At 63.7% G+C, this 13354-nt stretch carries 11 protein-coding genes and 1 pseudogene; 11 read left to right on the plus strand and 1 reads right to left on the minus strand.

Annotated elements, in window-relative coordinates; genetic code table 11:
• The first annotated feature begins 59 nt into the window (after positions 1 to 59).
• The 11 genes and pseudogenes from BcanWU425_RS08810 (at position 60) to BcanWU425_RS08860 (ending at position 12564) form a co-directional block, all read left to right on the plus strand.
• Positions 60 to 1952 (plus strand): M3 family oligoendopeptidase, encoded by a 1893-nt coding sequence (locus BcanWU425_RS08810; protein ID WP_204512214.1) that lies wholly within the window; start codon positions 60 to 62, stop codon positions 1950 to 1952.
• A 211-nt stretch (positions 1953 to 2163) separates the two neighbouring features.
• Positions 2164 to 5049, plus strand: a complete 2886-nt coding sequence (locus tag BcanWU425_RS08815; RefSeq protein WP_026232600.1) for a cell division protein — start codon at positions 2164 to 2166, stop codon at positions 5047 to 5049.
• Positions 5050 to 5234: 185 nt separating this feature from the next.
• A complete protein-coding gene (locus tag BcanWU425_RS08820; protein ID WP_007596280.1) occupies positions 5235 to 5387 on the plus strand; it encodes an aa3-type cytochrome c oxidase subunit IV in 153 nt (50 codons plus the stop codon).
• Between the two features lie 137 nt (positions 5388 to 5524).
• Positions 5525 to 6652 (plus strand): Re/Si-specific NAD(P)(+) transhydrogenase subunit alpha, encoded by a 1128-nt coding sequence (locus tag BcanWU425_RS08825; RefSeq protein WP_018453811.1) that lies wholly within the window; start codon positions 5525 to 5527, stop codon positions 6650 to 6652.
• 11 nt (positions 6653 to 6663) lie between these two features.
• A complete protein-coding gene (locus BcanWU425_RS08830; RefSeq protein WP_018453812.1) occupies positions 6664 to 6981 on the plus strand; it encodes a proton-translocating transhydrogenase family protein in 318 nt (105 codons plus the stop codon).
• A gap of 42 nt (positions 6982 to 7023) precedes the next feature.
• Positions 7024 to 8421: an NAD(P)(+) transhydrogenase (Re/Si-specific) subunit beta gene (locus BcanWU425_RS08835; RefSeq protein ID WP_018453813.1), complete on the plus strand. Its 1398-nt coding sequence runs from the start codon at positions 7024 to 7026 to the stop codon at positions 8419 to 8421.
• Between the two features lie 170 nt (positions 8422 to 8591).
• Positions 8592 to 9389, plus strand: coding sequence for an alpha/beta hydrolase (locus tag BcanWU425_RS08840; RefSeq protein WP_018453814.1), 798 nt, complete (start codon positions 8592 to 8594; stop codon positions 9387 to 9389).
• Positions 9343 to 10824, plus strand: a complete 1482-nt coding sequence (locus tag BcanWU425_RS08845; protein ID WP_204512213.1) for a sodium:proton antiporter — start codon at positions 9343 to 9345, stop codon at positions 10822 to 10824. The genes BcanWU425_RS08840 and BcanWU425_RS08845 overlap by 47 nt, the downstream gene beginning before the upstream one ends.
• Before the next feature lie 110 nt (positions 10825 to 10934).
• Positions 10935 to 11190, plus strand: a pseudogene (locus BcanWU425_RS08850) (ionic transporter y4hA); the annotation flags it as partial.
• Positions 11191 to 11224: 34 nt separating this feature from the next.
• Positions 11225 to 11509 (plus strand): cupin domain-containing protein, encoded by a 285-nt coding sequence (locus BcanWU425_RS08855; RefSeq protein ID WP_018453817.1) that lies wholly within the window; start codon positions 11225 to 11227, stop codon positions 11507 to 11509.
• A 92-nt stretch (positions 11510 to 11601) separates the two neighbouring features.
• On the plus strand, positions 11602 to 12564 hold the full coding sequence (locus tag BcanWU425_RS08860; RefSeq protein WP_018453818.1) for a hypothetical protein: 963 nt from the start codon (positions 11602 to 11604) through the stop codon (positions 12562 to 12564).
• A gap of 27 nt (positions 12565 to 12591) precedes the next feature.
• On the opposite strand, the gene BcanWU425_RS08865 is transcribed toward BcanWU425_RS08860, so the two are convergent.
• Positions 12592 to 13242, minus strand: coding sequence for a tetratricopeptide repeat protein (locus BcanWU425_RS08865; protein WP_204512212.1), 651 nt, complete (start codon positions 13240 to 13242; stop codon positions 12592 to 12594).
• Positions 13243 to 13354: the final 112 nt, after the last annotated feature.

Consider the following 13354-nt stretch of genomic DNA (forward strand, 5'->3'; position numbering starts at 1 on the left):
TGTTAAATCCTGATGCCCCCGCCCGCCGTCGCGATTGTTGAACACAGGTTTCCCACACAATGAATTCGCGCTCCAAGCTTGCACTCAAAAAGTCTGCTCTCCGCAAACCAGGCACCAAGCAATCGGTCATCAAGGCAAAGTCCTCCAGACCTTCACCCGCAAAGCCTGCGAGCAAGACCGGCAAGCTTCCGGAGTGGAACCTCGCCGACCTCTATTCCGGGATCGATGCGCCGGAAGTGGCGCGCGATCTCGCAAAGATGGATGCCGATTGCGTCGCGTTCGAGACGGACTACAAGGGCAAGCTCGCAACAGGAACAGCAAAGGAAGATGGCGGAAAATGGCTCGCAGAAGCCGTGCGACGCTATGAGGCGATCGACGACCTCGCCGGCCGGCTCGGCTCGTACGCTGGCCTCGTTCATGCCGGCGACAGCGTGGACCCCAAGATTTCAAAGTTTTACGGCGACGTTTCCGAGCGCCTGACGGCGGCATCGACGCATCTGCTGTTCTTCGCGCTCGAGCTCAACCGGATCGATGACGATATTTTGAACCGCGCGATGCAGGCCACCGAGCTCGCGCACTACCGTCCCTGGATCGAGGATCTACGCAAGGAGAAACCGTACCAGCTCGAGGACAAGCTCGAGCAGCTCTTCCTGGAGAAGGCGCAGACCGGCTATTCCGCCTTCAATCGGCTGTTCGACCAGACCATTTCGAGCCTGCGCTTCAAGGTCGGGCCCAAGGAGCTCGCGATCGAGCCGACGCTCAATCTGTTGCAGGACCGCGACGGCGCCAAGCGCAAGGCCGCGGCAGAGGCGCTCGCAAAGACCTTCAAGGCCAATGAGCGCACCTTTGCGCTGATCACCAACACTTTGGCCAAAGACAAGGACATCTCCGATAGCTGGCGCGGCTTCAAGGACGTCGCAGATTCCCGGCACCTGAACAACCGCGTCGAGCGCGAGGTGGTGGATGCGCTGGTCGCCTCGGTGCGCGCAGCCTATCCAAAATTGTCGCATCGCTACTACGCGCTGAAGGCACGCTGGTTCGGCAGGAAGCGCCTGGCCTATTGGGACCGCAACGCGCCGCTGCCTTTTGCGGCGACCGACGTGATCGGCTGGGGCGATGCGCGAAACATGGTGCTCACCGCCTATCGCGGCTTCTCGCCAAAGATGGCTGACATCGCCGAGCGCTTCTTCACCGACCGCTGGATCGACGCGCCGGTGCGCCCGGGCAAGGCGCCGGGGGCCTTCTCGCATCCGACCACGCCGTCCGCGCACCCCTACGTGCTGATGAACTACCAGGGCAAGCCGCGCGACGTGATGACGCTCGCCCATGAGCTCGGCCATGGCGTGCATCAGGTGCTGGCGGCCAGGAACGGCGCGTTGATGGCGCCGACGCCGCTGACGCTGGCGGAGACCGCGAGCGTGTTCGGCGAGATGCTGACCTTCCGGCGGCTGCTGGCGCAGACCAGGAGCGCAAGGCAGCGCCAGGCGCTGCTCGCCGGCAAGGTCGAGGACATGATCAACACCGTGGTGCGGCAGATCGCGTTCTATTCCTTCGAGCGCGCGGTCCACACCGAACGCAAGAACGGCGAGCTCACCGCGACGCGGCTCGGCGAGATCTGGCTCTCGGTGCAGGGCGAGAGCCTTGGTCCGGCAATCGAGATCAAAGCGGGCTACGAGAACTACTGGATGTACATCCCGCACTTCATCCATTCGCCGTTCTACGTCTACGCCTATGCATTCGGCGATTGTCTCGTGAACTCGCTCTACGCCGTCTACGAGAACGCGGCCGAAGGCTTTGCCGAGCGCTATCTCGACATGCTCGCCGCCGGCGGCACCAAGCATTATTCCGAACTGCTGCGGCCGTTCGGGCTCGATGCCAAGGATCCAAAGTTCTGGGACGGCGGCCTGAGCGTCATCGCCGGCATGATCGACGAACTGGAAGCGATGGGCTGAGCCGAACCGCCTTCAGCGCTGCAGCGAGCAGGTCGGGTCGGCCGTCCGAGTGTCCCGTTGTTCCGACAACGGGGGAGGCGGGTTGTAAAGATCCCGCCATGCACATTGAACGTTTGTGCCCGGGACCAGACTAATTCTTGCAGGCGGGTTCGACCTGCAATGCAATCTGTGATTGTTGATCGTCGCGGTGTGCTCGGCCAGGGAGGCGAACATGGCCAGGATCAGTGCCCCAGACCCCAAGGTAGAGCCGCCACGGGCTGTGGGGGAACAGCAGCTGTGGGGGACGCAGCACCGGAAGATCGTCAAGCGCGAGCTCGCAGCCATCAACAACCGCCGCCTAGCCCAGGGTATGGATCCCGTTGCATACCCTGGCGACGAAAAGGCGATCGACACGGTCGGCCTTGCGCTGTCAGGCGGCGGGATCCGATCCTCCGCAATCTGCCTCGGCGTCTTGCAGGCTTTCAATCACCACGGGCTCATCAAGCACATCGACTATCTGTCGACCGTATCGGGCGGCGGTTACACCGGCTGTTCGTTTACGGCGACCATGACGCGGGCGCAGAATTTCGTCTTCGGAAGCACGCCGACACCTGGAGCCGAGAGCGCAAATGAGATCAGTGACACGCCTGCGGTGGGCCATATCCGGAATTACTCGAACTATCTCGTTCCGGCCGGCGCGCGCGACCTGATCACCGGCGTCGCAATCGTCGTGCGTGGACTCGTTGCCAATCTGAGCCTGACGCTGCCGGTTGTACTGCTCGTTGCAGTGATCACGATCCTGTCCAACGCCGCACGCTCGTCACTCTATACGACCAATTTCTTCGGCCTGAGCGTCGACGACACCCACAATCTTGGTCCCCTCTCCAGCCTGGGATTGATGCCTGCCTTCTTTCTTGTCGGCCTTGTTGTCGCTTTGCTGCTTTTGTTGGTCGGGCGCCTTTTCAAAGTCGGGCGGCGCGAGCTGTTTCGGTACCTGGCCGGTCTTGCGTTTGCGATGGGTCTCATCTGTGCGATCGCCAGCTGCCTGAATGTCGATCACTTTGGCCTTTCGCTTGCAGCGGTCCTGCTCGGCCTTGCGCTTTTCTTTGGCTGGGCAGTGCTGCGATCGATTTCGTCGACCAAGGGAGGTGAATTCCGCGGCTATCCGTCGACGGTCGGCGCGACCTATCTCGTTCTGCTTGCCGCCATCTGCTTCTTCGAATTTCAGCCCTTCATGATCGCCCAGATGTTCGATGTCGCCGACGCTAACACGACTCAGTCCGGCGGCATCATTGGCGGCGTTGCAATCAAGTGGGTCCAATCGCTTGCGGCCATCACTGCGCCGGTTGCGGCGGCTGTCACGCTGTTCCGGCAGCAATTCGCCGACCTGCTGAAGGGCGCCGGCGCCTCGGACCTGGGATCACGCCTGCTCGCCCATGCGGCGAAAGCAGCCGTGCTTGTCGCGGGACTGGCGCTGCCCTTGCTGATCTGGGTCGGATATCTCTATCTTTGCTATTGGGGCATCGCGAACGACAAGACGCTCGACGCCGCCTACCGTCAATACCCCATGATCGAGGAGTGGGGAGCGGCTGGCGTGCAACCCGTGCCGCCCGCGGCCGGTGTCGATGTCAAGGGAAATGTCCAGTTTGACTCGGCGACCCGCAAGCTCTCGGCCGAAATCACCAATCGCGAAGCGAAGGTCGTCGTCTCCAAGCCGGTGGGGCCGATCTCGCACATTCCCGCATGGCTGTTTTCCGTTGCGTCATTGCAGTCCCCGGACAAATTCACTTGGTCGAAGTACCAGTTCGGCAACAGTGTCAGCTGGCGGATGATGCTGCTCTACTTCTTGTCGGGCTCGGCCATGTTCGGCCTGTCGTGGGTTCTCGGGCCGAATGCCAATTCGTTGCACCGGCTCTATCGTGATCGCCTCAGCAAGGCCTTCTTGTTCAATCCGCTCTATTACGCCGACGGGGAGCCGTCGCGGAACATGCCGAGCCTGGACCAGGGGAGGGATTTCCTTCCGCTCGACGAGGAGAAGCTGAGCGGTCTGTTACATCAGATGGTCTACGGGGTCGATCCAGCGGGAGCGATGACGGTCGCGACATCGAAAAAATGCAGCCTGGCCTCGCCATATCCCATCATCAACGCCGCGCTGAACATCCAAGGATCCGACTTCGCCAATCGGCGGGGACGGAACGCGGATTTCTTCATATTCTCGCCGCTGCACGTCGGCAGCGAGGCCACTGGCTATGCGAATACACCGGCATTCGAGAAGGTCGCGCCGGGCCTCGATCTTGCGACCGCGATGGCAATCTCCGGGGCCGCCGCTTCGTCGAACATGGGCTCGGGGTCGATCCGCTCGCTGACCCCGACCCTGGCGCTCCTCAACGTGCGCCTGGGGTACTGGTTGAAGAACCCGCGCTGGGTCTCGACAAAGGACAAGCCGCAGCACCACTCGACCCCTTTGTTTCTATGGTCTGAGATCTCGGGCCGGCTTTACGAGAATGCCGATGCGGTCTACCTGACGGACGGCGGACACATCGAGAATCTCGGTGTCTACGAGTTGTTGCGACGACGCTGCAAGGTGATCATCGCGGTTGACGCCGAAGCCGATGCACCCATGAATTTCTCATCCCTGGTGACGCTGCAGCGCTATGCGCGCATCGATCTCGGGATCATCATCGATCTGCCGTGGACGCCGATCCGCAACACCACGCTCGAGTGGATGAAGTGCAACGCAACCAAATCCCCGGCCCGGCGCACGGCGGGCGGACCGCACGTGGCGGTCGGCACCATCGACTACGGCTCGGGGGAAAAGGGGTACCTCGTGTACATCAAGTCGTCCCTGACCGGAGACGAGAACGACTACATCCGCGACTATGCACGCCGCAACGACACCTTCCCGCATGAAACCACCGGTGACCAGTTCTTCTCGGAGGAGCAGTTCGAGGTCTACCGCGCGCTGGGTTTCCACATGAGCCACGGTTTTCTCACCGAGGATGCCGGCGCGGATGCAATCGTCGTCAACGTTCCGGGAGAACGCTGCGCAAAGCGAAACTTCTGCGACAGCAAGGTGGAGCCGATCGGCGCAGTCCGCCGTGCGCTCGGCCTGCGCTGAGAGGCCTCGGCTCGTGGCATCGGAGACCGCCTCTGACGGGCGGATCACCGGTCTGAGCCGAATTCCCGCCCATTGGAATTCCAAATGACCTGATTTGCCGGGAAACCGCGCCTCCGTGCCGTTGCCCTGCCCGGAAGTTTGCGGTATCCCAGCCACGAAATTCGACTTTCGACTGGGGACAATTCATGGCTGACCATAGCGAAGTGGCGTACAGCACCGCCGACGGCAACGACTACGTTGCCCACGAGCAGACCTACGAGGGCTTCATCAAGCTGGTGAAGTACGGCACGGTCTCGGTCGCGCTTATCGTGATCCTGATGGCGATCTTCCTGACCTGATCCATCCCCTGCAGCACCGCCACTGTCGTCGGTGCCTATAAAATTTGCAATCAAGCCGGATTGAAAACCGGTATCCAACGTTGCGGGAGTAACGCTAAGTTCGCGTGCGCGCTTCTTCCCGCGTCGCCGGAGGGCCTATGAAGATCGCCGTTGCCAAGGAAATCGATCCGTCGGAGCCGCGGGTCGCCGCTTCGCCGGATACGGTGAAGAAGTTCAAGGCGTTGGGCGCCGAGATCGCCGTCGAGCCGGGCGCCGGCCTCAAGTCGGGCCTGCCGGACTCCGAATTCACCGCCGTGGGCGCCACCGTCAGCGCCGACGCGCTGAAGGACGCCGACATCATCATCAAGGTGAAGCGCCCTGAAGCCTCCGAGTTGGCGCAGTACAAGCGCGGCGCGCTCGTCATCGCCATCATGGACCCCTACGGCAACGAGGCCGCGCTGAAGACGATCGCCGATGCCGGTGTCTCCGCCTTCGCGATGGAATTGATGCCGCGCATCACGCGCGCGCAGGTGATGGACGTGCTGTCCTCGCAGGCCAACCTCGCCGGCTACCGCGCCGTGATCGAGGGCGCCGAGGCCTTCGGACGCGCCTTCCCGATGATGATGACCGCGGCCGGCACGGTGCCCGCCGCCAAAGTGTTCGTGATGGGCGTCGGCGTCGCCGGCCTCCAGGCGATCGCGACCGCACGCCGTCTCGGCGCCGTCGTCACCGCGACCGACGTCCGGCCCGCCACCAAGGAGCAGGTCGAATCGCTCGGTGCAAAATTCCTCGCCGTCGAGGACGAGGAATTCAAGAACGCGCAGACCGCCGGCGGCTACGCCAAGGAAATGTCCAAGGAATACCAGGCCAAGCAGGCCGCGCTCACCGCCGAGCACATCAAGAAGCAGGACATCGTGATCACCACCGCGCTGATTCCGGGCCGGCCGGCGCCGAGGCTCGTCACGGCTGACATGGTCAAGTCGATGAAGCCGGGATCAGTGCTGGTCGATCTCGCCGTCGAGCGCGGCGGCAATGTCGAAGGCGTCAAGGCGGGCGAGGTCGCTGATGTCGGTGGCATCAAGATCGTCGGCTACACCAACGTCGCCGGCCGCGTCGCGGCGTCGGCCTCCAGCCTCTACGCGCGCAATTTGTTCAACTTCATCGAAACGATGGTCGACAAGACCAGCAAGGCGCTGGCCGTGAACTGGGACGACGAGCTCGTCAAAGCGACCGCGCTGACCAGGGACGGCGCCGTCATCCACCCGAACTTCCAGCCGAAAGCGTAAGGAGAGCCGCCATGGAGCATGTTGCACAGGTCGTCGACCCCTTCGTCTTCCGGCTGTCGATCTTCGTTCTCGCCGTCTTCGTCGGCTATTTCGTGGTGTGGTCGGTGACCCCGGCGCTGCATACGCCGCTGATGAGCGTGACCAATGCGATCTCCTCGGTGATCGTGGTCGGTGCGCTGCTCGCGGTCGGGGTCGGCATGATCTCGAGCGGCTCGGGCTGGGCGCGCGGCTTCGGCTTCATCGCGCTCATTTTCGCCTGCGTGAATATCTTCGGCGGCTTCCTTGTCACCCAGCGCATGCTGGCGATGTACAAGAAGAAGGTGAAGTGAGCGGCGTTCACCTCGGGGTGACAAAGACAAAGGGGACCTGAGATGAACGCCAATCTGGCTGCAGTTCTGTATCTCGTGGCAGGTGTGCTGTTCATCCTGTCGCTGCGCGGGCTGTCCAGCCCCGCCACATCGCGGCAGGGTAATTTCTTCGGCATGATCGGCATGGCGATCGCGGTCGCCACCACGCTGGCCAGCCATCCGCCGGCGGACGGCCTCGCCTGGATCCTCGTGATCCTTGGCATCGCGATCGGCGGCAGCGTCGGCGCAGTGATTGCCCGCCGGGTGCCGATGACCTCAATGCCGGAACTGGTCGCCGCGTTCCATTCGCTGGTCGGCATGGCCGCGGTGCTGGTCGCGGCCGGTGCGTTCTACGCGCCGGAGGCCTTCGACATCGGCAGCCCCGGCAACATCCATCCGCAGAGCCTGGTCGAGATGTCGCTCGGCGTCGCCATCGGCGCGCTGACCTTCACCGGCTCGGTGATCGCGTTCCTGAAGCTGTCCGCGCGCATGAGCGGTGCGCCGATCATCCTGCCGTTCCGCCACATCATCAACATTGCGCTCGCGATCGCGCTCGTCGTCTTCATCGTCGGGCTGGTCATGACGGGCAGCGCGCTCGACTTCTGGCTGATCGTCATCATCGCGCTGGCGCTCGGCGTCCTCATGATCATCCCGATCGGCGGCGCCGACATGCCGGTCGTGATTTCGATGCTTAACTCGTACTCGGGCTGGGCCGCGGCCGGCATCGGCTTCACCCTCGGCAATTCCGCGCTGATCATCACCGGCGCGCTGGTGGGATCAAGCGGCGCGATCCTGTCCTACATCATGTGCCACGCGATGAACCGCTCCTTCATCTCGGTCATTCTCGGCGGCTTCGGCGGCGAGACCGCGGCGGCCGGCGGTGGCGGCGGCGAGCAGAAGCCGGCCAAGCTCGGCTCGGCCGACGACGCAGCCTTCATCATGAAGAACGCGCAGAAGGTCATCATCGTGCCCGGCTATGGCATGGCGGTGGCACAGGCTCAGCATGCGCTGCGTGAAATGGGCGACATCCTGAAGAAAGAAGGCGTCGAGGTGAAATACGCCATTCACCCGGTCGCCGGCCGCATGCCCGGCCACATGAACGTGCTGCTGGCCGAGGCCAACGTGCCCTATGACGAGGTGTTCGAGCTCGAGGACATCAACTCCGAATTCGCGCAGGCCGATATCGCCTTCGTGATCGGCGCCAACGACGTCACCAATCCGGCGGCCGAAGAGGACAAGACCTCGCCGATCTACGGCATGCCGGTGCTCCAGGTCTGGAAGGCCGGCACCGTGATGTTCATCAAGCGCTCGCTCGCTTCCGGCTATGCCGGCATCGACAATCCGCTGTTCTATCGCGACAACACCATGATGCTGCTCGGCGACGCCAAGAAGGTCACCGAGAACATCGTCAAGGCGATGTAGCGCGGAGGCAAGCGGGCCATTGCCAATGCGACGCGCGAGCAGCGCGTCGCGTGGCACACCGCTCACCAGGCGGCGTGCGGCTGCCGTGACGTTCCGGCCCGCCTCGGGCGATGTCATGAAATTGCTGCCGAGCCGGTGCAAACCCTGAACAGGGGCCGGGTCGCGTCATCATGACCATCGTCAAATGGATCGCCATCCTGCTCGTGACCGTCTATTGCGCCGGTCTCCTCGTGCTGTATGTCAGGCAGCGCGAGATGCTGTTTCCGATCCCGCCCGTCGGTCGCACCACGCCGGACGCCGCAGGCTTCCCCGAGGCCGAAGAGCACGTCCTGACTACCTCCGATGGCGAGAATGTCATCGTCTGGCACGTGCCGGCGAAGCCAGGCCGCCCCGTGATCCTGTATTTTCCGGGCAATGGCGATTATCTCGCTGGTCGCGTCAGCCGCCTCAAGGCCATGACGGCGGACGGCACCGGCCTGGTCGCGCTGTCCTATCGCGGCTATGCCGGCTCGAGCGGGGCGCCGAGCGAGGCGGGCCTGCTGCGCGATGCCGCGGCCGCCTACGCCTTCACCACCGCGCGCTACGCGGCGGAGCGAATCGTCGCGTGGGGCTTTTCGCTCGGGACCGGCGTGGCGGTCGCGATCGCCTCGGAGCATCGTGTTGGAAAACTCATCCTGGAAGCGCCCTATACATCGACGGCCGATATTGCAGCTTCATCGTTCTGGTACGTTCCGGTCCGCCTGCTGATGCGAGATCCATTTCATTCCGACGAGCGCATCCCGCGCGTCACTGTGCCGCTATTGGTGATGCATGGCACCGATGACCTTGCCATTTCCATCGTGTTCGGAGAGCGTCTGTTCGCGCTTGCGCACGAACCGAAGGAGTTCGTTCGCTTTGCGGGCGGTGGACACGACAATCTCGATGCGTTCGGTGCGATTGAAACGGCGAGGCACTTCATTGCTTTCTAGACGGCTTGTCGTTCGGCGCGCGAGCGGGTTCATCGCCGCGATCCTCGTCGTGTTGTTGCCACAGCACGCATGGGCGGCGACCGGGCTCGACGGCGCGGCGATGCGCTGGCCGTATGCGCTGCCCTTTGCCGGCCTCCTGCTGTCGATCGCTCTCGGGCCGCTGCTGTTTGCAAAAGTCTGGCACCATCATTACGGCAAGATCGCCGCGGCCTGGTCGCTGCTGGCACTCGCCTCGCTCGTCATCCTGGCCGGGAGCATGGCGACGTTGGCGGCGCTCGTTCACGCCATGCTCGCCGAATATCTCGGCTTCATCGTGCTGCTGTTCTCGCTCTATGTCGTGGCTGGCGGCATTCTCGTGACGGGCGACATCAAGGCGACGCCGGCATCAAATGCCGGCATCCTCGCGCTCGGTACGGTGATGGCGAGTGTCGTCGGCACCACGGGGGCGGCCATGATCCTGATCCGCCCTCTGATCCGCGCCAACCGACCGCGGCGCTACAACGCCCATGTCGTCATCTTCTTCATCATCCTGGTCGCCAATGTCGGTGGCGCGCTGAGCCCGCTCGGCGATCCCCCGCTGTTCGTCGGCTTCCTGCATGGTGTCGACTTCTTCTGGACCACGCGGACCATCTGGCTGCAGACGGCGATCGTTGCCGGACTGCTGCTCGCGATCTTCGTCGTCATCGACGTCTGGCGCTTCCGCAGCGAACCCTTGCTCGGCGCCGCCGGCGCCGCGAAGCCGGTCCGCATCCGCGGCCTCGTCAACCTGGTGCTGATTGCAGCCATCGTCGCGAGCCTGCTGGCCTCGGCGATGTGGAAGCCCGGCATCGCTTTCGACATTCTCGGAACCAGGCTGGAGCTGGAAGATATCGCCCGCAACGCGGCGCTGCTGGCCATAGCGGGCCTGTCGGTGTGGTTGACGCCGGACGAGCACCGGCAGGCCAACGGCTTCACCTGGGAGCCGATCCGCGAAGTCGCAAAGCTGTTCGCCGGCATTTTCATCGCGATCATCCCGGTCATCGCCATGCTCGATGCCGGCCATCACGGCGCGTTCGCCTGGCTGTTGTCGGCCGTGACCGCTCCGGACGGCACGCCGCGCGAGGTTGCCTATTTCTGGTTCACCGGTCTGATGTCGGCGTTCCTCGACAATGCGCCGACCTATCTGTTGTTCTTCGAGCTCGCCGGCGGCGACCCGCAGATGCTGATGCACGAACTCTCGGGCACGCTCGCCTCCATCTCCATGGGCGCAGTCTACATGGGCGCGCTTACCTATATCGGCAATGCGCCGAATTTCATGGTGAGCAGCATCGCCAGCGAGAACGGCATCGAGATGCCGAGCTTCTTCGGTTATTTCCTGCGCGCCAGCGCGGTGCTGATCCCGCTGTTCGTGCTGCTGACGCTGCTGCCGTTCGCTCCGATCCTGCGCTGGCATTGAATCTGCCGCGCGATTGCTACTGCTCGGCTGAGACAATTGGAGCCGATGGATGAGCGCGCACAATCCGACGCCTCGATCGGCCTGGATCTTTCCGGCGCTGGCCGTGCGAGGCGCATCTGTCGGGCCGGGCCTTGGTGCTCAGCGTCGTGCTGCTGCTGATTGCGCTGCTGGCGGTCGTGTTGCTGTCCAAGAAATTCTCGCTGGTGGTCGATGCCGTCGCGGCCAGGATCGGCGCGCCGCCTGCCTTTGCTCCTGACCTTCTTCCTGAGCATGCTGACCTTCGGTACGGGCAGGACCAATGTCCTGTTCGGGCTGGTCCATAAGGTGGTATTTGCCGTCTACGTGTTCGTGGTTTTCGTGCCCTGAACCGGTTTTCCGGATATGCCCCAGGAGAGTTCCGATGCTTGCCGCCGAGTCCGAGGTTCAGGTCGACAATGAGCAGGTTCGGGTGACCGAGTGGCGGCTCGCGCCAAACAGCGCCACCGGGCATCACACCCATGGCATGGACTACGTCATTGTTCCCGTGGTCGGAGGGGAAATGACCATCGTGGCGCCCGATGGCGAGCGGTCCAAAGCACAGCTTGCGGCCGGGAAATCCTATTTTCGCAAGGCCGGCGTCCAGCACGACGTGCTTAACGAAACCGCAACCGAGATCGTGTTCCTTGAGGTTGAGCTGAAGTCGTAAGTCCGGCGTACCCCTTTGCCATTGATCCGTCGCAGTTGATCCCTCACTATGCCTCAAAGTTCCCGCATCAGATCGCGCGGGGAGTGGCCGGAATGCTGAAATACATCGCTAAAATCTCGATGGACATCTTCCCCTCGGTGCTCGCAACGATCATCGGGGCGTATATCGTTAATCATTACATCAACGCCAAGCCGGCGGCGGATGCGCCCGCGGCCGTGACGGCGCCCGCCGAGGCCGGCAAGAACGGCAAGCCCGCCGATGTGGCCAACCTCCCCGCGCCCGGCGTCAAGGCCAAGGGCATCTCCGAGAAGAACGTGACGGACAAGCCGGCGGCCGAGAAGGCTGCCGATCATCCGGGCGCGGAGTCGAAGACCTCGACGGCGGACGTGGCACCGGCCGAGGCCGCCCCGCGCGGCAAGCCGTCCGGTCGCGAGAAGGCAGTCGCCAAGTCCACGCCGGCCGTCAGTGCAGCCGCTCCCGCCGCCCCGGTGGTGGAGGCCAATTCGGCGCCCGCTGCTGCCGCGCCGGCCGCAACCCCCGACGCCAACGATCTCGTGCGCGCCGCGATCGAGCGCCTGCGCAAGTCGCCTGAGAGCAAAGCGGCTGAGGCCAAAGCTTCCGACACAAAGGCTGCCGACACAAAGGCTTCCGACAATAAGTCTTCCGAGACCAAGGCGCCCGAGAAGACTCAGGAGCCTGCGGTGCGTGAAGCCGCCCGCACTCCGGAGGCCCCGCGTATCATTCCCGTGGATACGTCATCGGTGCGTCCGTTGCCGCCGCCGATCACGGTCTCGACACCCGCAGCCGAGGCCTATGGCAATGGCGGCTCGTCGCAGCCGAGCCCGCCCTACACGGCGTCGGTCGGCAACGAGAACCCGAATCGGCTGACGCCGCCGGCTGATATTCCGGTCCCGATGATTGCGCCCCCGCTCGATCTGCGCGCCGATGCCGGCGCGTCGATGCCGCGGCCGAAGACCAATGTCGCCGACGACATGCTGTCGGGCGTTAAGTCCATGTTCCACTCCGTTCTGCCGAAGAGCGTCACCCCGGATTAAGACGGCGCCTGCGCGGCGCCAGACTCGTCAGCCGCCGACGCGGGCGAGGCCGCTGCGGGCGGCGTCGTCGCGTGGGCGAAGCGAGACCGCCTTGGTGTAGGACGCCGCCGCCTTGGTCCTGTCGCCCAGCCGTTCATAGGCTTGCCCGCGTATGGTCCAGACTTGGGCATTGTGGGGATCGGCCTCGGAAGCCTCATCCAGATCGGCCGCGGCCTCCTTGACCTTGCCGAGGGCGAGATAACTGGTGGCGCGGCCGAGCAGCGGCTCGACCTTCTGCGGGTTAAGGCCGCTCGCGGCACTGAAATCGGCGATGGCGAAGTCGTGCTGGTTCTTGCCCTGGTAGATCAGGGCGCGGCCATAGAGCGCCTGCGCATTGTAGGGATCGAGTCCGACCGCGTGATTGAATTCATCGAGCGCGGCCGCCGTCTCGCCGGACTTTGCCAGAGCCTGGGCCTTTGCCGTATGGGCCTGGGCTTCGCTGACATTGACGGCGCTGACCACGTTCTCAGCGGTCGTGGCCGCCTTGGGTGCCTCCTGCGGCTTCTCCTTCTCCGGCGTCAGCGACCCCAGGTCGAAGGAGCAGCCGCATAGCGAAATCCCCATCAAGGCCAGCGCAAACGGCTGCTGCAAGATCTGCCGTAGCCGCGCCAAGCCGCGCTTGGGGAGAGGGGAGGCCATCTACGGTTCGCTCGCGCTAGTGCCGCATCGGTAGTGCCCCATCCCAGCAAGGCACCGCTCACAAAACAATAACGCGGGCCAGGGGCCCGCGTCATCGAAAACTGAAATCTCT

Origin of the sequence: Bradyrhizobium sp. WU425 (genome assembly GCF_021052305.1) — a bacterium.
GTDB lineage: Bacteria > Pseudomonadota > Alphaproteobacteria > Rhizobiales > Xanthobacteraceae > Bradyrhizobium > Bradyrhizobium canariense_D.